Below are 22,402 nucleotides of genomic sequence, written 5' to 3'. Positions count from 1 at the left end.
GGTCAGGCGTACCGGCGGCACCATTCGTACATCACGACGGCGGCCGCGGCGCTGGCGTTGATCGAGCGGGTCGAGCCGTACTGAGTGATCTCGACGTGGCCGGATGCGGAGGAGAGCGCCTCCTCCGACAGCCCGGGCCCCTCCTGTCCGAACAGCAGCACGCAGCGCTCGGGCAGGTCGGCGCGATCGACGGGAACCGCCTCGCCGACGTTGTCGACGGCGATGATCGGGATGCCGGCCTCCGCCGCCCACGCGGTGAACGTCTCCACATCCGGGTGGTGCACGACGTGCTGATACCGATCGGTGACCATCGCACCGCGCCTGTTCCACCGGCGCCGGCCGATGATGTGCACGGTGTCGGCAAGGAAGGCGTTGGCGCTGCGCACGATGGAGCCGATGTTCATGTCGTGCTGCCAGTTCTCGATCGCGACGTGGAAGGGATGCCGCTGGGTGTCGAGGTCGGCGATGATGGCATCCATCCGCCAGTACCGGTAGCGATCGATGACGTTGCGGGTGTCTCCGTGCTCGAGGAGCTCGCGGTCGTAGTGCGCCCCGCTCGGCCACTCCCCTGCCAGGGCCCCACCCCGTGGGTCGTGCGCTCAGGTGTCCCCTCGGAGGCGTGCTCGTCCATCCTCCTCAGCGTATCCCTGCCGCAGCCATCCATCTCTTTTAGGTAGACCGAAAGATTGCTATGGTTTCGGTGTGCCTAAATCTGCTTTCACCCCTGATGCGAACACGGTGACGACGGCGCCGCGCGTGCGGCGGCTGTGGCTGCTCGGTCCGGCGATGGTGGCCGGCGTCGCCTACCTCGATCCGGGCAATGTCGCGAGCAACATGACCGCAGGGGCGCGCTACGGGTACCTGCTGGTGTGGGTGGTGCTCGCCGGCAACGCAATGGCGTGGCTCATCCAGTACCTCTCCGCCAAGCTCGGCGTGGTCACGGGGCAGAGCCTGCCGGAGCTGCTCGGCGCGCGCATCCGCAGTCGCTGGGCACGGCGGGCGTACTGGCTGCAGGCCGAGCTCGTCGCGATGACCACCGACATCGCCGAGGTGCTGGGCGGCGCGGTCGCACTGAACCTGCTGTTCGGCATTCCCCTGATATACGGCGGGCTGATCACCGGTGCCGTCTCGATCGCCCTGCTCGCCGTGCACTCGCGGCGCGGGCCGCGGCATTTCGAGTTCGTCATCATCGGACTGATGGCGACGATCGTGATCGGCTTCATCGCCGGGCTGTTCGTCGCCCCGCCCGACCCCGCGGGAGTTCTGGGCGGAATGCTGCCGCGCTTCGCCGACAGCGGCTCCGTGCTGCTGGCGGCATCGATCCTCGGCGCGACCATCATGCCGCACGCCATCTATGCGCACAGCGCCCTCACCCGCGACCGCTTCGGCTCGGCGATGGGCTCGCGTCGACCATCGATCCGCACCCTGCTCACCGCCACGCGCTGGGACGTGACGATCGCGATGGTCATCGCCGGCTCCGTGAACCTCGCGATGCTGCTGCTGGCCGCCGCGAACCTCGCCGGCGCCGACGGCACCGACTCCCTGGAGGGCGCGTACACGGCGATCACCGCGAACCTCGGCGTCCTGATCGGCACGCTGTTCGCCGTGGGGCTGCTGGCATCCGGGCTCGCCTCGACCTCGGTCGGCGCCTACGCGGGCGCCGAGATCATGCACGGCCTGCTCACGATCCGGGTCCCGCTGCTCGCCCGTCGCCTCGTGACGCTGATCCCCGCGCTCGTGATCCTCGGCATCGGCTTCGATCCCACACTCGCACTCGTGCTCAGTCAGGTGGTGCTGTCCTTCGGCATCCCGTTCGCGCTCATCCCGCTCGTCGCCCTCACCGCGCAGCGCCGCACCCTCGGCGCGCACGCGAACCGACGCGCCACGACCGTGCTGGGCATCCTGTTCTCGGTGCTGATCATCGTGCTCAACGCCGTGCTGCTGTGGCTCATCCTGACCGGCTGACTCGCTCCCGTCGCACTTTCCGTCGCTTTCCGAGGCGACCCGCCGACGGTTTCTGCGACGGGAGCGGAAGGTAGGCTCGAACCATGCCCTCCGCCCCCGCTGACAAGCGCCGCGACGACTCCGAGGCACGTCGTGCGATGCGCCTGAGCACCTGGTTCGCACTCGCTGCCGGTGCGCTCGGGGGCATCCTGATCATCTGGCCGAAGCTGCTGCCGCAGGGCGGTCCGTGGGTGCAACTGGGGCTGGGAGCCATGACGCTGTTCTTCGCGTTCCGTGCGCGCGCCATCGGCACCCGCAGTGTCAAGGACTACGACGGGCGCCTCTCGCTGCTCGCCGCCCTCGCGGGCTTCGCGATCCTGTTCTTCGCCGGCAATGCGGCCTTCACTGTGCTGGCCGCCCTGGGGTCCTGACATGAACTCCCCCGCGTTCGACGACTATCTGAAGACGGTGTACGCGCACACCGAGTGGCAAGACGCCCCGATCACCCCCTCGCAGCTCGCCGCCGCACTGGGCATCGCGCCGTCCAGCGTCACGGAGATGGTGAAGAAGCTCGCCGCCGCGGGACTCGTCTCGCACCAGCCGTATGGCGCAGTGCGGCTGACGGATGCCGGTCGCGAGCGCGCCCTGCAGATGGTGCGCCGGCATCGGCTGATCGAGACGTGGCTGGTGCGCGAGTTCGGCTACTCCTGGCACGAGGTGCACGACGAGGCCGAAGTGCTCGAGCACACCATCAGCGACCGCCTGCTGGGCGCCATCGACGAGCGGCTGGGTCGGCCTCGCTTCGATCCGCACGGCGATGCGATTCCGGATGCCGACGGGCATGTCGAGCGCGAGCCGTTCGTGCTGCTTGCCGACGCGCCCGAGGGTCATGCGGGCCGGGTGCTGCGGGTGAGCGACCGCGACCCCGAACTGCTCCAGGCGCTGGAGGATGCCGGCGTCGGCGTCGGGCACCTGCTCACGACGACCGGTGAGGGCGTGCTGCTCGACGGCACCCCGGTCGCCCTGCCCGACGGCGCCGCCGAAGCGATCTGGCTGACGGGTTCCGAGCATCCCGATACGGAAGGAGCACGATGACTCAGCAGGACACGCTCTTCTTGGTGATGGTCGTCATCGGCCTGTCGGCGCTGACCCTGCTCACCATCCAGCTGCTCAAGCCGCGCAAGCGCGACAACCGCGGGGAATGGTACGAAGGCCCCTGGGACGATGACGATGATCGCCCCAAGGGCCCTCGGCGCTGACGCGCGGCTGCCTTCATCACTGCGGGGTCAGGACTTGACCGAACCGCTCATCAGACCGCCGATGAAGTACTTGCCCAGCAGAATGTAGACCACCAGCGTCGGGATCGACGCGATCAGCGCACCGGCCATCGAGGCGCCGTAGTTCGACAGCTGCGCGCCCTGCGACAGGTTCACCAGCGACAGTGAGACCGGCCCCTGGTTGGCATCCGAGAGGAACAGCGCGAACAGGTAGTCGTTCCAGGCCGAGGTGAACTGCCAGATGATCGTCACGACGAACCCGGGCAGCGACAGCGGCAGGATGATGCGCCAGTACGAGCCGAGCATGCCGGCGCCGTCCACGCGGGACGCCTCCATCAGCTCCTCGGGAACGCCCTCGTAGTAGTTGCGGAAGATCAGCGTACAGATCGGCAGGCCGTAGATGATGTGCACCATCAGCAGTGTGACGATGCTGCTGGGCAGTCCGAGGGTCGTCTTCATCTGCACCAGCGGCACCATGATCGCCTGGTACGGGATGAACATGCCGAACAGGATCAGCGTGAACACGATGTTCGCGTAGGGGAACTTCCACCGCGAGAGCACGAAGCCGTTCATCGAGCCGAGCATGGCCGAGATGATGGCGGCGGGGATCGCCAGCAGGAAGGTGCGTCCCAGCGGCGCGGCAAGCGCCTCCCACGCGGTCGCCCAGTTGCCGAAGCCGGTGGCTCCGTCGGCATCCGCCTGCCACGGCCACAGCGACGGCCACGTCCAGGAGGTGACCGCGCTGACGTCCGACGGCGGTTTCAGGCTCGTGACGACCAGCACGTACACGGGCATCAGCACGATCACGACGAACAGCAGCAGCAGCACGTACTTGGTGGTGCGGCCGATCCGCGCGCGCGTGCGATGCGCGGTGGGGATGTTTCCGCCGGTAGTGGCGCGGCGCTCGATTCCGGTTGCGACGGTCACTTGCGTGCCCTCCTCTCGGCGCGGGCCGTGGAGATCAGGTACGGCACGATGAAGATGCACACCAGCAGCAGCAGGATGGTAGCGATGGCGGATGCCTTGCCGTACTCACCGCCGGTGAGCGCGGTCCACATGTAGGTCGCGGGGACCTCGGTGATGTACACCGGGCCGGTGACGGCCATGATCAGGTCGAACACCTTCAGCGACATGTGCGCGGCGATCACGAGGGCCGACAGCGCGACTGGGCTCAACTGCGGGAAGATCACATGCCGGTACAGCTTCCACTCGCTGGCGCCGTCCATGCGGGCCGCCTCGCGCAGCTCCTCGGGGATGCCGCGGAAGCCGGAGAGGAACAGAGCCATCACATAGCCGGCGAGCTGCCAGACGGCGGGCATCGCCATGGCGGCCATGCCCCACAGCGGCTGGTTGTACCAGTCGTTCTGCAGGCCGCCGAGTCCGACGGACTGCAGCAGCCGGTTCAGCCCCGAGGCGCGGTCGCCCTGCGCAGAGCTGAGCAGCCAGCGCCAGACGACACCGGATGCCACGAACGACACCGCCATCGGGAAGAGGTAGATCGAGCGGAACACGCCCTCGGCGGTCACGCCCTTGTCGAGCATCCACGCCCACAGGAAGCCGAACAGCATGGTGCCGACCATGAAGAACAGCGTGAAGATGCCCAGGTTGGCCAGCGAATGCAGGAATCGCGGCTCGGTGAGCAGGTCGGCGAAGTTCTGCAGGCCGACGAACTCGGATGCGGTGAGCGCGGAGTCCTTGGTCATGGCCGTGGAGAAGTTCACGCCGATCATCACGTAGACGAAGATGCCCAGCAGCACCACCGTCGGCGAGATCAGCAGCAGTGGTGGCCCCCAGTTGCGGATGCCTTTGCGCATCGGCGTCCTCCTTCAGACGGGGATGTGCGCGGGGCGGCGCTGCTGCGTCGCCCCGCGCGTGAAACGGATGCTACTCGGATCGCGGTCCGGTTGCCCAGACCCCTGGTCTCAGTTGCCCAGACCCTTGGTCTGTGCCTGGACGAGCGCGTCCTGCAGCACAGCGCCATCCTTGGTGGAGACGAACTGTCCGATCGCCGAGGTGATGTCGTTCAGCCACGACACCTTCACCGCAGCACCGTGCGCCAGCGAGCTGACCACGGTGTCCTCGGCGAACGAGGCCATCGCACCCTGCTGGTACTCGGGGTAGTCGGCGGAATCGGCGTCGGTGCGGGCCGGGATCGAACCCTTGGCGAGGTTGAACGCCTTCTGACCGTCGGCCGAGCTGATCGTCTTCAGCCAGTTCTTCGCACCACCGGCGTGCGGGGCGCCCACCGGCAGAGTGAACGAGTCAGCGAGGAAGTCGAACGTGCCCTCGGTGCCCGGGGTCGGCCAGGTGGTGTAGTCGGTGCCGTAGGTCTTGCCCTTGGCGTCGAACTCCGCCAGAGCCCAGTCGCCCATCACGTTGTAGGCGGCCGTGCCGTCGATGACCATGTCGGTCGCGACCGGCCAGTCCTGGCCCGTGCCGTCGGTGTTGGCGTACGAGAGCAGCTTCGTGTAGTCGTCGATGGCCTTGGTGACCTTGGCGTCATCGAACTTCGTGGAGCCGTCCCACAGACCCTGGTAGCCCTCGGCGCCGAGGTCGGCGAGCAGCACGTTCTCGAACAGCTGCACCTGCGTCCAGTCGGTCGCGACGGACAGCGGCGTCTCGACACCGGCATCCTTCAGCTTCTTCATGTCGGCCAGCCACGCGTCGATGTCGGCGGGCGCGGTCTTCGGGTCGATGCCGGCCTTTGTCAGCAGGTCGCTGTTGACCCACACGACGTTGGCGCGGTGGATGTTGCTCGGCACCGAGTAGATCTTGCCGTCCACCGTGAGGCGGTCGATCAGCGTCGACGGGAACACGTCGTTCAGACCGTTCTCCTCGTAGAAAGAGCTGAGGTCTTCGATCTTTTCGGCCTCGATGTAGTCGGTGAGCTCGGCACCGGCGTGCGCCTGGAACGAGTCCGGCGGGTTGTTGGCCTTCAGACGCGACGCGAGTGCGTTCTTCGCGTTCGAGCCGGCACCGCCGGCGACGGCGGCGTTGACGAACTTCGTGTCGGGGTACTGCTCCCCGAACACCTTGACGAGGGCGTCGAGACCGGTCTTCTCGGAGCCGGATGCCCACCAGGTGAACACCTCGACTTCGCTGGCGTCGTCCGATCCGCCGTTGTCTCCGCTGTTGCCGTTGTCCCCGTTGCTGCTGGAGCAGCCGGCGAGCGCGAGAGCAGCGATACTCAGACCCGCTACTGCGGCGAGTGCTTTGCGCATGTGATCCTCCGTTGGATGAAGAAGGCCGCCTTTCGCGGACCTCATGCCATGGAATATGAAAACGTTGCCAAACGCAAGCGGAGCGGAGTCACAACCCGATAACGCCCACGCCGGTCAGCCCGGCGGCAGCTCGCCGGAACCGCGCACGATCAGGCGCGTGCCCAGCGTGATCCGGCGCTCGGGACCGGCCAGCCCGGCGATCCGATCGAACAGCAGCCCGGCAGCGGCATCGCCGATCGCCCAGGGGTCCTGCGCGATGGTCGTCACCGGCGGATTCATCAGCTCGGCCAGATCGAAGTCGTCGAAACCCACCAGTGCGGGATGCGCATCCAGCAGTCGCAACGCCTTCAGCACGGCCTTCGTGGTGCGGCTGTTGGTGGTGAACAGCGCCGTCGGCGGATCGTCGAGCGACCACAGCTCACGCAGCGCCTCAACGCACGCATCCACGTCGTCGTCGACGGCGACGATCAGTTCCGGGCGCGCCGGCAGCCCGGCATCCCTCAGGCCCTGGCGAAAACCGGCCTGCCTGCGCTCGGAGGTGAACCGGCCCGAGGTGTGTGCGAGGCACGCGATCACGCGGTGGCCCGCCTGCACCAGGTGCGCCACGGCATCCGCTGCTCCGCGCTCGTTGTCGACGGCGATCAGGTCGGCATGCAGCCCGCGCGGCGGGCGGTCGACGAAGACGATCCTGGTCCCGGCCTCCTTCTCGGCTGCGAGGAAGGAGACGTCCGCCTCCTCGTGCGCCACGACGATGAGCCCGTCGAGGCGACGGGTCAGCATCCGTCGCAGCACCCGCTCGCCCTCGACGGGATCGTCGCCGGCCGATGCGACGAGCACGAGCAGGTCGCGCTCCTGCGCGCGCTCCTCGATCGTCGACACCAGCTGCGCGTAGAAGGGGTCGGAGATGCGGGTGACCACCACGCCGATGGTGCGTGCGGATCCGGTGCGCAGCGTGTGCGCGAACTCGTTGCGGCTGTAGCCGAGCTCGGCGATCGCCCGCTCGACGGCTCTGCGTTTGGCGCGGCTGACCCCGCTCTTCTCAGACACCACGCGTGACACGGTCGACAACCCCACGCCAGCACGGGCGGCGACGTCCTTCATGGTCGGCCTGCCCGTGGCGTCGGGAATTCGATCGGTCATTTTCGCCACATACGGAAGAGTCCCACGAAAACGTTGCCATGTCCATGTCGGCGACGAGACGGCCGGCCGGAGATCAGCATGATTTCGGAGATTTCGGAGCAGATGGCTCCGAAATCGTGCAGATCTCCGAAGTTACGCGAACCCGCGCGGCACTGAGCGATCCCTTACTGCGGGTCGAGACCCAGGTCGTCGAGGTCGAATGCCGCCAGCCACTGCAGGCCCTCGGCCTCGATGGCAGCCTGTGCGCCGGTCTTCCGGTCGACGATCACGGCGACGGCAACGACCTCGGCGCCTTCACGGCGCAGCACCTCGACGGCCTTGAGCGCGGACTGGCCGGTCGTCGAGGTGTCCTCGAGCACGATGACCCTTTTGCCGGCGACGTCAGCACCCTCGATCTGGCGCCCGCGTCCGTGATCCTTGGGCTCCTTGCGCACGACAAAGGCATCGAGCGGACGGTCGGTGCCGACCGAGGCGTGCATGACGGAGTTGGCGATCGGATCCGCACCGAGCGTGAGCCCGCCGACCGCGGAGATCTCGTGATCCTTGATGAGGTCGAGCATGATGCGCCCGATCGCGGGAGCCGCCCTGTGGTCGAGGGTCAGCTTGCGCATGTCGACGTAGTACGTCGCCTTCTTGCCGCTGGAGAGCGTGAAGTCGCCGTGGAACACCGCCTCGGCGGTGATGAGGTCGAGCAGGGCCTGGCGGTCGGCGGCGAGATCGGTCACGGCATCCAGTGTATTCGGGCGCCGCAGCACATTCGGGACCGGGCGGCGCGTACGGGGCCGGGGCTGGCACGTGCGCAGGAGCGCGGTTAGCGTGGGAGCAGGAGGTCACACATGTTCTCATACGATCCCTATGCCGCCCTCGCCGAGCTGCGCGCAGTCGCTCCGCTCGAACTGACCAGCCCCGACTTCACCGCCGGCGGGCCGCTGCCCGGCTTCGCCTGGTCGTCCAGCCGTGGAGGTGAGGATCGGCATCCGACGCTGGAGTGGTCGCAGCCGCCGGCCGGAACGCTCAGCTTCGCGATCTCGTGCTTCGATCCGGATGCACCCACCGGTTCGGGGTTCTGGCACTGGGCCGCCTACGACCTGCCCGCCGACGCGCGCGGGATCGAGAGCGGCGACGGAACCGCCAAGAGCCTGCCCGCAGGCAGCGCGGTGCTGCCCAACGAAGCCCGATTGGAGCGCTACATCGGAGCCGCACCACCGGCGGGCACCGGCGTGCACCGCTACTTCTTCGTGGTCGACGCGCTCGACGTCGATCACCTCGACCTCGAAGTCGGCGCCACACCGGCGGTGCTGGGATTCAACCGGCACTTCCACACGCTCGCCCGCGGCATCCTGATCGGGACCGGAGACCCTGCCGAACGGTGACAGACGCCACGCGTGCACCCTCTACCCGTCCAGGTCGCAATCGTTGCCGCCCGAATCGCCGATGAGCGGCATCCATTGCGACCTGGACGACGATGTCGGCGGTGGCGCCGCGGGTGAGCGACGTCGGTGACGCCGAATAGGCTGGATGTATGCGTCTGGCCACCTGGAACATCAACTCGATCCGCACCCGCGTGGGGCGCGCCGTCGACTTCGCCGTGCGCGAGGACATCGATGTGCTCGCCTTCCAGGAGATCAAGTGCAAGCCCGAGCAGTTCCCATACGAACCGTTCGAAGAGGCCGGCTACCACGTCGAGGTGCACGGCCTGAATCAGTGGAACGGCGTTGCGATCGCCAGCCGTGAGCCGGTCACCGACGTCTCCACGGCGTTCGCCGGCATGCCGGGCTTCGCAAAGGGGCACAATGGCCCGGATGCGCCGCTTGAGGCCCGTGCCCTGGGGGTCACCGTCGGAGGCGTCCGGGTATGGAGCCTGTACGTGCCCAACGGTCGCGCGCTAGGAGACCCGCACCTGGCGTACAAGCTGCGCTGGCTCGATGCGCTGCGCACGGCGACGGCGGCCGAGATCGCCGCGAACCCCGACCGCCCACTCGCGCTGGTCGGGGACTTCAACATCATCCCGTTCGATCAGGACAACGGCGACCCCGACATCGTCATCGGGCGATCCACCCATGTCTCGCCCGAGGAGCGCGCGGCGTTCTTCGCGCTGGAGTCCGCCGGTCTGACGGATGTCGTGCGCCCGCTGATCCCCGAGGGCTTCACCTATTGGGACTACCAGCGGCTGAAGTTCCCTCGCAACGAGGGCGTGCGCATCGACTTCGTGCTGGGATCGCGACCGTTCGCCGACGCCGTGACCGCGGCATCCATCCACCGCGACGAACGCAAGGGCGAGCAGCCCAGCGACCACGTGCCCGTCGTGGTCGACCTCGACCTCGGTGGCGCGGATGACGACGATGACCTGCCGATGATCTTCGCCTGATCCACCGCGCGACGGATGTGCGAGCCCGGCATCCGTCCTACGGTGAGAGGATGCCGGATTCCACCTTCACGCGCTCGCCGACCGAGCGAGAGCTGAGACAGGATCTGCTGCTGGCCGCGGTGATGCTGGTCGGCGGCGTCCTCAGTGCCGGCCTCTCAACCGTCGCCGGGCTGTACGGCGACCAGCAGGCGCCGATGTGGTCGGCGCTGCTCACCGTGTTCGCCGTCTCGGCACCGCTCGCCGTGCGTCGCCGCTGGCCCGCACCGGTGGCGATCCTGATCGCGGTGATCTTCTTCACCAGCGTGACCCTGCATGTGCCAGAGGTGTACGTCGTCAACATCACGATGTTCGTGGCGCTGTACACGGTGGGCGCGTGGATGCAGAACCGTCGCGCGGCGATGCTCGTGCGCGTCGGCATCATCGTCGGCATGTTCATCTGGCTGATCATCGTGATGTACCGCGACGCCATCGCCGAAGCGGGCAAGGAGGACATGGCTGCGGGCCTGTTCTCGCCCTATGTCGCGTTCATGATGATCCAGCTGCTGCTGAACGGGCTGTACTTCGGCGGCGCGTACTACTTCGGCGAACGCTCCTGGCACTCTGCCGCGCAGCGCCACGCGCTCGAGCAGCGCACCCGCGAGTTGGAAACCGAGCGCGAGGTGACTGCGGCGCAGGCGGTTGCCCTGGACCGGGTCCGCATCGCCCGCGAGCTGCACGACGTCGTCGCCCATCACGTGTCGGTGATGGGCGTGCAGGCCGGTGCCGCGCGGCTGGTCGTGGACGACGATCCGGAGCAGGCGAAGCAGACGCTGACCGGCATCGAAGGGGCCTCGCGCGAAGCGATCCACGATTTCCGACAGCTGCTGGAGACGTTGCGTGCCCCGGGGGACGCGGCGAACGAGGAGCCGGCGTCCGTCCTGGGGCTCGCCGACATCGCGCAGCTCGCACAGTCGTCGACGGATGCCGGGCTGCCCACCGCGTACACAGTGGTCGGTGAGCCGGTGCCGGTCGCGAGCACGGTCGAGGTGAACCTGTACCGCATCGCGCAGGAGGCGCTCACCAACGCTCGTCGGCACGCGGGTCTGGGGGCCACGGCCGATGTGCGAGTGAGATACGAGACGGATGCCGTGGAGCTGGAGGTCGTGAACACCGGACGCGTGATCGGGGTGCTGCGCCCGGGGCTCGGCCAGCTGGGCATGCGCGAGCGGGCCCTGGCATCCGGCGGCACCATTGAGCTGACCCCGCGCACGCAGGGCGGTTTCCGGGTGCGGGTGACGGTGCCGTATTCCTCGTTCGAATCGCGCAAATTGCTGCATCCGGCGCCGAATCGCAGCAATTCACGCGACATGAAACGGGAGGCGGCACGATGATCCGCGTACTGCTGGTCGACGACCACGCCATGCTGCGGGCCGGTTTCCGCACCATCCTGAGCACCCAGCCCGACATCGAGGTGGTCGGTGAGGCTGGCACCGGCTCGGAAGGCGTCGAGCTCGCGGCGCGGCTACGGCCCGACGTGATCACGATGGACGTGCAGATGCCCGACATGGACGGCGTCGAGGCGACCCGCCGTATCGTCGCGGATCCGGCGATCACGGCATCCGTCGCCATCGTCACCACCTTCGATCGCGACGAGTATCTGTTCCAGGCGCTGGATGCCGGGGCCGGCGGCTTCCTGCTGAAGAACGCCGGCCCCGAGGAGCTGATCGCCGCGGTGCGCGCACTGGCCGCCGGCGACGGCATCCTCGCTCCCGAGGTGACCCGTCGTGTGCTCGCGCGCTTCGCCGCCACCCCGCTCCCGTCGCACCTTCCGTCACCGCCCCCCACGAGAAGGCGACGGAAAGTGCGACGGGAGCGGATGCCGTGCCGGCGGAGCCGCTGACCGGGCGCGAGAGTGAGGTGCTCGCCCTGATGGCGGATGCCCGCAGCAACGCCGAGATCGCCGCCGAGCTGTTCATCGGCGAGGCCACCGTGAAGACGCACGTCTCCCGCGTGCTGCAGAAGCTGGGTGCCCGCGATCGTGTGCAGGCGATCGTGCTGGCGCACCGGCATGGGCTCGCCTGATCCTTCGACCGCGGAGCAGCCGATCCGTCCGCCGGCGGTGACGCTCGACACCTGACGCTCCGACTCCGCCCGGGGAGGGACAGCCACATCTCCCCCACAGGGGGATGCTCGCGCACGACGGCATCCGTAGCGTGGAGAAAGACAGCGAACCGACCCCGAACGAAGAGAGACGACGTGACAGGCAGACTGCATCTCGAAGGCGTCACCAAGAGCTACGGCTCGCGAAAGGTGCTCGACGACATCCGCTTCGACGTCTCCCCCGGGCGGCTGACGGGCTTCGTCGGCGGCAACGGAGCGGGCAAGACGACCACCATGCGCATCATCCTTGGGGTGCTCGCCGCCGACGGCGGCGCGGTGACCCTGAACGACGTCCCGATCAGCAGCGCAGACCGGCGGCGCTTCGGGTACATGCCCGAGGAGCGCGGCCTGTACCCGAAGATGAAGGTGCTCGAGCAGGTTGTGTACCTCGCGCGGCTGCATGGATTCAGCAAGGCGGATGCCACGGCGCGCGCCACCGAGCTGCTCGAGGAGCTGGGGCTGGGCGAGCGTCTGAACGACATGATCGAGTCGCTGTCGCTGGGCAACCAGCAGCGCGCGCAGATCGCCGCAGCCCTCGTGCACGATCCCGAGGTGCTCATCCTCGACGAGCCCTTCTCGGGCCTGGATCCTCTCGCCGTCGACGTGGTCGCCGACGTGCTGCAGACTCGCGCCGCCCGCGGTGCATCCATCCTGTTCTCCTCGCATCAGCTCGACGTGGTCGAGCGGCTCTGCGATGACCTGATCATCATCGCCGCCGGCACCATCCGCGCGGCCGGAACGCGGGAGCAGCTGCGCGCCCAGCACTCCACCCTGCGCTACCAACTCGATTCCGAGGGTGACGCGGGCTGGCTGCGTGCTGAGCCCGGAGTGAGCGTCATCGACTTCGAGGGCGGTTCGGCACTGTTCGATGTCGACACGCCCGCCACCGCGCAGCGTGTGCTGCGCGGAGCCGTCGAGCGCGGCGAGGTCACCGGCTTCGCCCCACAGCATCCGTCCCTCGCCCAGATCTTCAAGGAGGTCATCCGATGATGTCTGCACCTCACCGTTCAACCGGTTCCGGGGCTCAGAACTCCGCATCCGCCGTCTGGCTGGTCGCCGAGCGCGAAGTCGCCTCCAAACTGCGCAGCAAGGCGTTCCTGATCGCCACCGGCATCCTGCTCCTGGCTGCCCTCGCCGGTGTGCTGATCGGCGGCTTCATGAGCAAGTCACCGACCCCCGATGCGATCGCCGCGACCTCGCAGAGCGCAGAGGTCGTCAAGGCGCTGCCGAATGTCGAGGTCACCGAGGTGGCCGATCGTGCCGCAGCGGAGAAGCTCGTGCTCGATGACGAGGTCACCGCCGCGGTGCTTCCCGCCGAGGACGACCCGACCGGCGTGGTGATCCTCACCAAGAAGGACACCCCGAACAGCCTGGTCATGGCGCTGTCCAAGGCCCCGCAGGTGGAGATCCTCCAGCCCGACACGACGAATCCGCTGCTGCGCTACCTGGTGGCCATCGGCTTCGGCGTGGTGTTCCTGATGGCGGCGTCCACCTTCGGCTCGACGATCGCGCAGAGTGTGGTGGAGGAGAAGCAGACGCGTGTGGTCGAACTGCTCATCTCTGCCATCCCTACCCGCGTGCTGCTGGCCGGCAAGGTGATCGGCAACACCATCCTCGCGATGGCGCAGATCCTGCTGCTGGCGGCGATCGCCGTGGTGGGGCTGATCGTCACGGGTCAGAACGCCGTGCTCGCAGGTCTGGGCGCACCGGTGCTGTGGTTCGCGGTCTTCTTCCTGTTCGGATTCATCCTGCTGGCCTCGCTGTACTCCGGTGCCGCGGCGATGGTGTCACGACAGGAGGACATCGGCTCGACCACGATGCCGCTGATGATGCTCGTGATGGCCCCGTACTTCCTGGTGATCTTCTTCAACGACAACTCGCTGGTGATGACGATCCTGTCGTACGTGCCGTTCTCGGCGCCGGTTGCGATGCCGGTGCGGCTGTTCGTCGGCGAGGCGCAGTGGTGGGAGCCGCTGCTGTCGTTGATCCTCCTGGTGGTGACCTGCATCGCGGCGATCCTGGTGGGCGCGAAGATCTACGAGAACTCGCTGCTACGGATGGGCGCACGCGTCAAGCTCATGGAGGCCCTGCGGGGCTGAGCCTACCGAGACCGCGTCGGTGCAGCCGCCAAGAGCACTCCTTCGACGAGGGCGTGCGCGAGCTGCACCGGCCGGTAGTCGGGTGTCGCACCTCCGACGCAGAGGTTGCCGATACCGCGCAGAAACGCGTACGCCGTCACCGTCGCGCGGCCAGCGGCGGCCGCCTGCAGAAGGTCGGCGCACACCGGAACGAGCCGATCGATGAAGTATCGATGCAGGATGGCGAAGCCGTCCGCGTCGTCGTGCAGGGCGTCAGCGAGCCCATGCTTGGTCACGAGGAAGTCCACGAAGATGTCCACCCAGGAGTGAAGCGCGTCAGCGGGGCTCGGGCTCTCACGCAACAGGGCGGGGCCAGCTTGGGCCGCCGCGTCGACTTGGTGACGGTATACCGCGACGACGAGGTCGGCACGCGTAGGGAAATGTCTGTAGAGGGTTCCCACCCCCACTCCTGCGCGGTCTGCGACGAGGCGTACCGGTGCCTGCACGCCCGACTCGACGAAGACGACCGCTGCAGCATCCAAAATCTGTTGCTGGTTGCGTATGGCATCGCTCCGTCTCCCGCGAGACGGGTTGGCTGCTGGCATGAGGGCTCCTCGAAGTTGCTAAGCGGAATGCTGTTCCGTATAGTTTCGGAACATCGCTCCGTTTAATTATGGCGGAGTGCACCTCAATCGAGAAAGCAGCCGCGTGTCCACACCTTTCCGCATCGCCGATTCCACTCCCGTCGCTTCCCTGACAGCCGTCCTCAGCTTCCCCCAACCCGTCGTCTCCGTTGCCCCGGTCATACTGAACTCGCCTGGTCGTGACCTCCCCCTCGACGTGCGCGTTTCAGCCCCCGTACGGGGAGACGACCTTCCGGTGCTGCTGTTCTCGCATGGCAACGGGTGGTCGCTTGACGGCTATGCCCCACTCACCGCCTATTGGGCTTCGCAGGGATTCGTCGTCGTGCAGCCGACGCATCTGGACTCCCGACGTCACGGCATCGGCCTCGACGATGACCGGTTCGGGTCGATCTGGATCCGCCGCCACGACGACCTCACACAGATCCTCGATCAGCTCGATTCCATCGAGGCCGCCGTTCCCGGGCTGGCCGGCCGGATCGACAAGAATACGGTCGTCGCTGCCGGACATTCGTGGGGAGCTCAGACAGTTCAGATGCTTCTCGGCGCCCGCACGATCGAGGCGGACGGGTCCCTCGGTGCCGACTATCTGGACGAGCGCGTCTCGGCGGGGGTGCTGCTGGCCGCGACCGGTGTCGGCGGGGAGCAGCTGCACCCGTTCGCACAGGCGAACTTCCCGTTCATGAGCCCCTCGTTCGCTCAGCTCCGCACCCCGATCCTGGTCGTCGCGGGGGATCACGACCAGTCGCCGCTGTCCCTTCGCGGCCCTGACTGGTTCACGGATGCATTCCATCAGAGCCCGGGCGCGACGGATCTGCTCACCCTGTTCGGCGCCGAGCACTCTCTCGGAGGCATCCCGGGGTATGAAGTCGCCGAGACCACGGACGAGAACCCGGAACGCGTCGCAGTCATCGCCCGTCTCACTGCCGCTTATCTGCGGGCCGCTGCAACAGGTGATTCTTCAGTCTGGCAGCGGGCGCGCGCCTCCTTCGCCGCGACAGGCACGACCGTGGGACGCATCGACAGCGTGTGACTCCTCGATTGCGACCGGCTCGGGACACCGGTGACGGATGCCGGCGGAATATGCGCGCGCATATGATCGTTGAGGCGATCAGGACGATGGGGTCCGCCGGCAACCGTCACCACCCCCGAAAGGCCTCATCCATGACCATCCCCGTCCTCGACCGCGCCGCCCGCACCGAGCATCCCGTCCTCGACGTCCTTGCCAACCGCTGGAGCCCGCGGGCGTTCGACGCGAAGAACGCGATCGACGAAGCCAAGCTCGCCTCGGCGCTCGAGGCCGCACGCTGGTCGCCGAGCGCCGCGAACTGCCAGCCGTGGCGCTTCATCGTCGCCCGCCGCGGCAGCGCCCTGCACCACGGCATCCACGCGGCGCTGAAGGGTTTCAACCAGGCTTGGGCGGGCGATGCCGCCGTGCTGATCGTGGCGATCGCCGAGACGGCTTCCGAAGACGGCACCCCCATCACGCACGCGGCATACGACCTCGGTCAGGCGGTCGCCCACCTGTCGGTACAGGCTCACCACGACGGTCTGGTCGTGCACCAGATGAGCGGATTCGTGGCCGAGCAGATCCGCGAGCTGACCGGCCTCGACGAGCGATTCGTCCCGATGACGGTCGTCGCCCTCGGCGAGCTGGGCGACGCCGGCACACTGCCCGAACCGCTTCAGCAGCGCGAGGTCGCACCGCGTGTGCGCCGGCCGCTGAACGAGACGGTGCTGCTCAGCGCCTGAGCCCACGCAGAGAAGCGCCGCCCCGGATCGGGACGGCGCTCTCGTGCATCCGGGATCAGTCGACGGCGGTCTCCTGCGGCAGCACCCAGCCACGGTCGCTCGGCACCACCACGCGCACGACGTCCATCGGCGCGAACATGCCGTCCATCGTGGGGTCGGACACGGATGCGACGATCGTGCCCGAGTCGGTCTCGATGTCGTACTCCACAGTGTCGCCGTGGAACATCACGCTGAGAACCCGCCCATGATCATCCCGCACATCCGATGTGGTGTCGATGACGTCATCGGGGTCGACGCGCTCCAGGCGCACCGACTCCGGGCGCACCATCAGCAGCACGTCGCTGTCGGCGATCACATCCGGATGACAGGGGACCTCGATCCGGCGACCCAATGCGTGCACACGCACCATCCCGTCCTTCGGCTCGCCCACCACGCTGGCGTCGAGGAAGTTCGCCCGTCCGATGAAGTCGGCGACGAACACCGATGAAGGCCGCCGATACACGACCTCAGGCGCCGCGATCTGCTCGATGCGCCCCCTGTTCATCACCACCACGCGGTCTGACAGGGTCATCGCCTCGTCCTGATCGTGCGTGACGAAGATGCTGGTGATGCCCAGCCGCCGTTGCAACCGGTGGATCTCATTGCGCATCTGCACGCGCAGCTTCGCATCCAGGTTCGACAGCGGCTCATCGAACAGCAGCACCTTCGGCCGCATCACCAGCGCACGAGCCAGCGCCACCCGCTGCTGCTGCCCGCCGGAGAGCTGATGCGGAGCACGATCGGCATAAGGGGTGAGGTTCATGATCGCCAGCACCGTGTCCACCTCCTCGGTCAGGCGGGCCGCGGGTGTGTGCTTGAGCTTGAGTCCATAGGCGACGTTGTCGCGCACAGACAGGTGAGGGAACAGCGCGTACGACTGGAAGACCATCGACATGGGTCGCTTGTTCGGCGGCATCTGGTTCATCACGGCGTCGTCCAGCTGCACGACGCCCGCCGTGGGCTCCTCGAAGCCGGCGATCATCCGCAGCGTGGAGGTCTTCCCGCAACCGGAGGGACCGAGTAGGGTGACGAATTCGCCAGCGCCGATCTCGAGGTCGATGCTGTCGACGGCGGCGACATCGCCGACATGACCGCCGTACCTCTTGGTCAACCCGGTGAGGGTGATGCGTCCGGTGGGCTCGTCGACGCTGAACTCGGCGAGCCCGCCGAGGCCGATCGTCCCGGTGTTCTCAGCGCTGGTGAGTGCGGCCACGGAAGACCACCTTTCTGATGATGACGTTGATGAGGAGGATCACGACCAGCACGATCGCGATGAGCACGGTGCAGTAGGCGAAGGCGTTTCCGAAGCGGCCCGAATCGACCTCGGCCAGGATCTGCGAGGTCATGATCTTCGTGCCGGGCGTCGTGAGGAAGATGATCGGAGACAGAGTGGTCATCGACCGCGCGAACGCGAAGGTGACACCGGTGATCAGGGCCGACTGGATCAGCGGCAGGGTCACCTTGGTGAACGTGATGGCGCCACCGGCTCCGAGCGAGGTGGAGGCCTCCTCGATCGCGGGATGCACCTGCTGCAGGGCCGAGACTCCGGCGCGCTGGCCGGATGGGAGCGAACGGGCGATATACACCATCACGATTGCGATGCTGCCGGCGAACGCGGCCGAGCCTCCCGCGAGCGGGGGAGCAGTTGGAACCCGAACAGCGTGGTCGGGCTCATGTACGCGAGCGCGTAGCCGATACCCAGCACAGTCCCCGGCACCGCCAGTCCCAGCATCCCGACGAAGTCCATCAGCCCAGCTGCACGCTTGAGCTTGCGCACCACGAGCCAGGCGATGAGCATGCCCAGGATGCCCGCGATGGGCGCCGCGATCAGGGCGAGCATCGTGGTATCGATCATGGCCTTCGACCCGAGTCCCGCAAGCACGAAGCGGAAGTGATCCAGGGTGAAGGAGTTGTTCACACCCGGCACCTTCACGAATCCCCCGGCGAGCACCGTCGCATAGATCACCAGAACGAGCGCGGAGATCACCCCCACGATCGCCAGGATCGGAATGCGGATGCTGGCGGAGGTGATCAGCTCACTCGATCCGGTCGGCTTGCCCGTGACGCTCACCACGCTCTTGCGAGAGACCCAGTAGCGCTGCACGAGAAACACCAGCACGGCCGGCAGCAGGATCACCAACGAGTACGCGGCGCCGGCGGCGGTGTTGTACTCACCGGTGACGGCGAGATAGGCCCGGCTGGAGAGCACGGTGAAGTCGCCGCCGATCACCAGAGGGTTGGCGAGGTCGGCGATGCCTTCCACGAACAGCAGCAGAAATGATCCGGCTAGGCCTGGCACGATCATCGGCAGCGTGACCGTGAAGAACACCCGCAGCTTGCCGGCCCCCAGGCCGGCGGCCGCCTCGTCCAGCGACGGGTCCAGGCTTTCGAGCATGCCCTTGATGTTCATATACGCGACCGGGAAGAACGACAGCGTCAGCACGATCACCAGGCCCGGCAGCCCGTAGATGTCGGCCTGCCAGCCGAAGATCCCGTTGGTGATGGAGCCGTTGCGCCCGAACAGGGTGATCACCGCGGTGGCGACTGCGAACGGCGGAGCCACGATCGGGATCATTGCCAGCAGGTTCAGCGCCCGCTTGCCGCGGAAGCTCAGCCGCACCTGGGCGAACGCGAACACGAACCCGACCAGGGTCCCCAGCACACCGACGCACAGGCCAAGGACGACCGTGTTGCCCACGATCCGCTGGTTGGCAGGGTTGGTGAACACGGCGCCCAGCACCGCGAGCCCCTTGTCGGAGCCCGCGGCGCCCAGGAGCGTGATGAGGGGGTAGCCGACGATCATCAGCAGCACGAGGCTGACGATGACCACCAGGGTGACCACGCTGGCGTCGCTTCTGCGGCGGCCCACGGTGATCGGGCGAGTTGCAGGCGCTGCGGCCTGCTCGAGCGTGAGGGTCATGAAGCCTGTTCTCCGTCGTTTCGTCGGCGTGGGATGCGTCGGCGGTCCGGTCACTCCTTGGGAGCGGGGGCCACCTCGGTGTCGAAGCGCGACGTGAACTCCACCCGCGCATCACCCTGCTCCTTGATGTCGGCATGGATGAGGTTCAGCTTCGACAGGTCGATCATGTCGTCGGTGATCGTGGCATCCGGGTTGGTGGGGACCGAGTAAGTGCCGACCGTCGGAGCGATGTCCTGCGCCTGAGCGGTGAGTGCCCAGTCGATGAACCTCTTGGCAGCGTTCGGGTGCTTCGCGTTCTTGATGAGCGAGACCGCGCCGACCTCGTAGGTCATGCCCTCCGCGGGGAAGGTGGTCTTCAAGTTCGTGAACCCCTCATTGATGAACTTCTGGCAGTCCTGGGCGAAGATGATGCCGGTGGCGATCTCGCCCCGACCGGCCATCTGCCCGGGCGCGGAACCGCTCTTGGAGTACTGCAGGACGTTGCTGTGCAGCCTGCCGAAGTAGTCCAGGGCCTTGTCCTCTGAGCCGTCGTTGAGCTCCACCTGCGTCCACAGCGCCTGGTATGCGGTGCCGGAGGTGCCCGGGTGCGCCATTGCAAGGTTCTTCTTGAACTTCGGGTCGAGCAGGTCGCTCCATGACTCCGGAGCGGCAATGCCGATGCGATCGAGCACATCGGTGTTGGAGCAGAAGCTCAGCGCACCGACATAGATACCGGTCCAGGTGCCGTCGGCCTCCTTGTACTCCCCGGGGATCTGCGAGGCGTTCTCGGAGACATACTTGTCCAGGAAGCCCTGCTCGTCTGCGGCGATGTGGCCGTCGGCGCCGCCGCCGAACCAGGCGTCGAACTCGGGTGTGTCGCCGGCCGCAGCAAGACGGGCGACGGCCTCTCCGCCGCTGAGGCGGACGTAGTTGGCCGCGATGCCGGTCTCGGCCGTGAACGCAGCCGAGAGTGCCTGGCACCAGTCCTCCTGTGGGCTGCAGATGAACGTCAGCTCCTTCTCGGCGCCGGCATCGTCACCGGCTCCGTCGGATGGGGCCGGGGTGCAGCCGGTGAGCAGTGCGGCCGAGACGCCGAGTGCGGTGGCGACGGTGAGGACAGGACGCTTCATGGATCGAACTCCTTTGTTCGCACGCTCGGCGTGCAGCGAGGGATTGCTCTCTCACGATACGAAGACGATCAAGGCAGATCGGTGACAGCTCGGTGACGTTCGGTCACAATCCTGTGACCGAACGGCACTCCGCTCAGGCTTCGACGGAGCGCAACAGGTAGCCGATGCCGCGCACGCTCTCGATGACGCGCCCACCGCTCGGCACCGCTGAATCCAGCTTGTGCCGCAGCCGGTACACGGCGGTCTTGATCATCTCGCGGCCGCCCAGGCGGTCGGCCTCGCCCCATCCGGCAATGAGCAGCTCGCGGAAGCCGATGGTCTCATTCGGCTCGGCCAGCAGCGCAGCGAGAACCTTGTACTCGTTGCCGGTGAGCGTCATCCGGGCGGTGCCGAGCACGGCATCGGTCCCGGTCTCGACCCGCAGCGTGCCGAACTCCGTGAGCGCCTGACCGGTCGTCTCACGCCGACGCACCAAGCGCTGGGCTCGCAGCGCCAGTTCACGAGGGTGAAAGGGCTTGACGACGTAGTCCTCGGCATCCGCTTCGAAACCGGCGATGCGCTCGGCCGGTTCGCCTTTGGCAGTGACGAGCATCACCGGCACGTCGGTGGTCGCGCGAATGCGGGTGCACAGGGTCAGCCCGCTCATTCCGGGCAGCATCACATCGAGCACCACCAGGTCGGGGCGCTGCGTGCTCAGCGCGGTCCACGCGGCCTCGGCACTGCGGAAGGCCTCACAGCGGAAACCCTGCGTCTCCAGCGCGAACGTCATCACGTCGAGCATGGCAGGCTCATCATCGACCACGAAGACGAGCGGCTCATCCATGACGGTGCCTCCTGGGGATCGTGAACAGCATGGTGGTGCCCTTCCCGGTGATCGTATCGACGAAGATGCGGCCGCCGTGCAGCTCGATGAGCTGCTGCGAGATGAAGAGTCCGATGCCGGTGCCGTTGCCCAGTGGTCGGCCGCTGACGAAGCGACGGAACAGGTGATCACGCTGCTTCTCAGTCATCCCCGATCCTCCGTCGCTGACCGCGACGATCACATCGTCCTCGCCTGCTGTGAGCCGTACCTCGATCGCCGCTGTGCCGGGGTCGGAGCGCGCGGCGTTGGCGATCAGGTTGTTCAGCACCTGTCGGATCAGCTGAGGGTCGACGTCGGCTCGCACAGGAGCGCCGGGCGCGTTGAGCACGATCGGCACTTCGGTGATGGGCTGCAGCTCCAGCACGACGCTGCGAGTCAGGGCGCGCAGATCGACGCGCTCCGGGTGCATCTGAAACGCATCGGAATCGAGCCGAGCCTGCATCAGCAACTGCTCGGCGAGAGCCGACATCCGGCCGGCGTTGTCGACGATGCGCCCGACGAACTGCTCCTGACGCGGCAGCAGCGGCCCCGGGGCTTGCTCGGCCAGCAACTCCGCTGAGCCCTGGATGATCGCTAGCGGGGTGCGGATCTCATGGCTGAGCAGCGACACCTGATCCGCACGTCGGGCCGCCAGCGCCCGCAGCCGGGCGTTGTCCTCGAGGTCGCGACGACGGGCGATCAGCAGACGCAGCACGCCGAGCACCGCGGCGGACGCCGCCAGCACGGTGAGGATATCGGAGGCGACCACACGGCCCAGATGCACAAGCAGCACAGACGCTGCCGACAGCAGCACTGCCGAGGCGAACAGCACGGCGGAGAGCATGCCGATCGACGTGATCATCGTCACGCGGGTCGGTGGGTTCATGTCACCCAACCGTACGCGGTCGGTGGAGACGGACGCACCCGAGCCCT

General features: G+C 67.3%; 23 protein-coding genes and 3 pseudogenes. 12 read left to right on the top strand and 14 right to left on the bottom strand.

All coding sequences use genetic code 11. From position 1 onward, the window contains the following. Positions 1–2: 2 nt before the first annotated feature. Positions 3–631, bottom strand: a pseudogene (locus QUE33_RS13620) (TrmH family RNA methyltransferase). Positions 632–786: 155 nt separating this feature from the next. Here QUE33_RS13620 and QUE33_RS13615 point away from each other — a divergent pair. The 4 genes from QUE33_RS13615 (at position 787) to QUE33_RS13600 (ending at position 3,203) form a co-directional block, all read left to right on the top strand. Beyond that, complete coding sequence (locus QUE33_RS13615; RefSeq protein WP_286303166.1) at positions 787–1,965, top strand: Nramp family divalent metal transporter; 1,179 nt, start codon at positions 787–789, stop codon at positions 1,963–1,965. Positions 1,966–2,048: 83 nt separating this feature from the next. Then, positions 2,049–2,375: a hypothetical protein gene (locus QUE33_RS13610; RefSeq protein ID WP_286300732.1), complete on the top strand. Its 327-nt coding sequence runs from the start codon at positions 2,049–2,051 to the stop codon at positions 2,373–2,375. 1 nt (position 2,376) lies between these two features. Continuing rightward, positions 2,377–3,039: a metal-dependent transcriptional regulator gene (locus QUE33_RS13605; RefSeq protein WP_286300730.1), complete on the top strand. Its 663-nt coding sequence runs from the start codon at positions 2,377–2,379 to the stop codon at positions 3,037–3,039. After that, the gene (locus tag QUE33_RS13600) at positions 3,036–3,203 is read left to right on the top strand and encodes a hypothetical protein (RefSeq protein ID WP_286300729.1); all 168 of its coding nucleotides are present in this window, start codon (positions 3,036–3,038) and stop codon (positions 3,201–3,203) included. Before QUE33_RS13605 ends, QUE33_RS13600 begins: the two co-directional genes overlap by 4 nt. Positions 3,204–3,230: 27 nt before the next feature. On the opposite strand, the gene QUE33_RS13595 is transcribed toward QUE33_RS13600, so the two are convergent. From QUE33_RS13595 to pyrE, 5 genes are all read right to left on the bottom strand, one after another. Next, positions 3,231–4,148 (bottom strand): carbohydrate ABC transporter permease, encoded by a 918-nt coding sequence (locus QUE33_RS13595; protein ID WP_286300727.1) that lies wholly within the window; start codon positions 4,146–4,148, stop codon positions 3,231–3,233. Next, a complete protein-coding gene (locus QUE33_RS13590; protein ID WP_286300726.1) occupies positions 4,145–5,035 on the bottom strand; it encodes a carbohydrate ABC transporter permease in 891 nt (296 codons plus the stop codon). Before QUE33_RS13590 ends, QUE33_RS13595 begins: the two co-directional genes overlap by 4 nt. 108 nt (positions 5,036–5,143) lie before the next feature. Further along, positions 5,144–6,442: an ABC transporter substrate-binding protein gene (locus QUE33_RS13585; protein WP_286300724.1), complete on the bottom strand. Its 1,299-nt coding sequence runs from the start codon at positions 6,440–6,442 to the stop codon at positions 5,144–5,146. 114 nt (positions 6,443–6,556) lie between these two features. After that, positions 6,557–7,582 (bottom strand): LacI family DNA-binding transcriptional regulator, encoded by a 1,026-nt coding sequence (locus tag QUE33_RS13580; RefSeq protein ID WP_286300723.1) that lies wholly within the window; start codon positions 7,580–7,582, stop codon positions 6,557–6,559. Positions 7,583–7,746: 164 nt separating this feature from the next. Further along, the gene (pyrE, locus tag QUE33_RS13575) at positions 7,747–8,307 is read right to left on the bottom strand and encodes an orotate phosphoribosyltransferase (protein WP_286300722.1); all 561 of its coding nucleotides are present in this window, start codon (positions 8,305–8,307) and stop codon (positions 7,747–7,749) included. 111 nt (positions 8,308–8,418) lie between these two features. On the opposite strand from pyrE, the gene QUE33_RS13570 reads away from it, so the two are divergent. The 6 genes and pseudogenes from QUE33_RS13570 (at position 8,419) to QUE33_RS13545 (ending at position 14,188) form a co-directional block, all read left to right on the top strand. After that, positions 8,419–8,955 (top strand): YbhB/YbcL family Raf kinase inhibitor-like protein, encoded by a 537-nt coding sequence (locus QUE33_RS13570; RefSeq protein WP_286300721.1) that lies wholly within the window; start codon positions 8,419–8,421, stop codon positions 8,953–8,955. Positions 8,956–9,104: 149 nt separating this feature from the next. Then, entirely contained in the window at positions 9,105–9,950 is an 846-nt protein-coding gene (locus QUE33_RS13565; RefSeq protein WP_286300720.1) for an exodeoxyribonuclease III, read from the top strand. Between the two features lie 50 nt (positions 9,951–10,000). Further along, the gene (locus tag QUE33_RS13560) at positions 10,001–11,320 is read left to right on the top strand and encodes a sensor histidine kinase (protein ID WP_286300719.1); all 1,320 of its coding nucleotides are present in this window, start codon (positions 10,001–10,003) and stop codon (positions 11,318–11,320) included. After that, positions 11,317–12,011 (top strand): annotated as a pseudogene (locus tag QUE33_RS13555) (response regulator). Before QUE33_RS13560 ends, QUE33_RS13555 begins: the two are co-directional and overlap by 4 nt. 174 nt (positions 12,012–12,185) lie before the next feature. After that, positions 12,186–13,079, top strand: coding sequence for an ABC transporter ATP-binding protein (locus QUE33_RS13550; protein WP_286300718.1), 894 nt, complete (start codon positions 12,186–12,188; stop codon positions 13,077–13,079). Then, complete coding sequence (locus tag QUE33_RS13545) at positions 13,076–14,188, top strand: ABC transporter permease (RefSeq protein ID WP_378761202.1); 1,113 nt, start codon at positions 13,076–13,078, stop codon at positions 14,186–14,188. Before QUE33_RS13550 ends, QUE33_RS13545 begins: the two co-directional genes overlap by 4 nt. Before the next feature lie 2 nt (positions 14,189–14,190). On the opposite strand, the gene QUE33_RS13540 is transcribed toward QUE33_RS13545, so the two are convergent. Both QUE33_RS13540 and QUE33_RS13535 read right to left on the bottom strand, forming a co-directional pair. Continuing rightward, on the bottom strand, positions 14,191–14,628 hold the full coding sequence (locus QUE33_RS13540) for a TetR/AcrR family transcriptional regulator (RefSeq protein WP_286303208.1): 438 nt from the start codon (positions 14,626–14,628) through the stop codon (positions 14,191–14,193). A 6-nt stretch (positions 14,629–14,634) separates the two neighbouring features. Beyond that, positions 14,635–14,772, bottom strand: a pseudogene (locus tag QUE33_RS13535) (TetR family transcriptional regulator); the annotation flags it as partial. Positions 14,773–15,007: 235 nt separating this feature from the next. Here QUE33_RS13535 and QUE33_RS13530 point away from each other — a divergent pair. Together QUE33_RS13530 and QUE33_RS13525 are read left to right on the top strand one after the other, a co-directional pair. Then, the gene (locus QUE33_RS13530; protein WP_286300717.1) at positions 15,008–15,841 is read left to right on the top strand and encodes an alpha/beta hydrolase family protein; all 834 of its coding nucleotides are present in this window, start codon (positions 15,008–15,010) and stop codon (positions 15,839–15,841) included. Between the two features lie 131 nt (positions 15,842–15,972). Continuing rightward, on the top strand, positions 15,973–16,560 hold the full coding sequence (locus QUE33_RS13525) for a nitroreductase family protein (protein ID WP_286300715.1): 588 nt from the start codon (positions 15,973–15,975) through the stop codon (positions 16,558–16,560). A 55-nt stretch (positions 16,561–16,615) separates the two neighbouring features. On the opposite strand, the gene QUE33_RS13520 is transcribed toward QUE33_RS13525, so the two are convergent. From QUE33_RS13520 to QUE33_RS13495, 6 genes are all read right to left on the bottom strand, one after another. After that, positions 16,616–17,812, bottom strand: coding sequence for an ABC transporter ATP-binding protein (locus QUE33_RS13520; RefSeq protein ID WP_286300713.1), 1,197 nt, complete (start codon positions 17,810–17,812; stop codon positions 16,616–16,618). After that, a complete protein-coding gene (locus QUE33_RS13515) occupies positions 17,790–18,188 on the bottom strand; it encodes an ABC transporter permease subunit (protein ID WP_286303163.1) in 399 nt (132 codons plus the stop codon). The genes QUE33_RS13520 and QUE33_RS13515 overlap by 23 nt, the downstream gene beginning before the upstream one ends. Continuing rightward, a complete protein-coding gene (locus QUE33_RS13510) occupies positions 18,188–19,519 on the bottom strand; it encodes an ABC transporter permease (RefSeq protein WP_286300712.1) in 1,332 nt (443 codons plus the stop codon). Before QUE33_RS13510 ends, QUE33_RS13515 begins: the two co-directional genes overlap by 1 nt. Positions 19,520–19,569: 50 nt before the next feature. After that, a complete protein-coding gene (locus tag QUE33_RS13505; RefSeq protein ID WP_286300711.1) occupies positions 19,570–20,628 on the bottom strand; it encodes an ABC transporter substrate-binding protein in 1,059 nt (352 codons plus the stop codon). Positions 20,629–20,761: 133 nt separating this feature from the next. Then, positions 20,762–21,451 carry a response regulator transcription factor gene (locus QUE33_RS13500; RefSeq protein ID WP_286300709.1) on the bottom strand — a complete coding sequence of 230 codons (690 nt, stop codon included), beginning with the start codon at positions 21,449–21,451 and terminating at the stop codon, positions 20,762–20,764. Then, entirely contained in the window at positions 21,444–22,355 is a 912-nt protein-coding gene (locus QUE33_RS13495) for a sensor histidine kinase (protein WP_286300708.1), read from the bottom strand. The genes QUE33_RS13500 and QUE33_RS13495 overlap by 8 nt, the downstream gene beginning before the upstream one ends. Between the last annotated feature and the right edge of the window lie 47 nt (positions 22,356–22,402).

Origin of the sequence: Microbacterium suwonense, assembly GCF_030296555.1 — a bacterium.
In the GTDB taxonomy this organism is placed as follows: domain Bacteria; phylum Actinomycetota; class Actinomycetes; order Actinomycetales; family Microbacteriaceae; genus Microbacterium; species Microbacterium suwonense.
The sequence above is the reverse complement of the archived record's forward strand: the minus strand, read 5'-3'. Positions and strand labels throughout refer to the sequence as shown.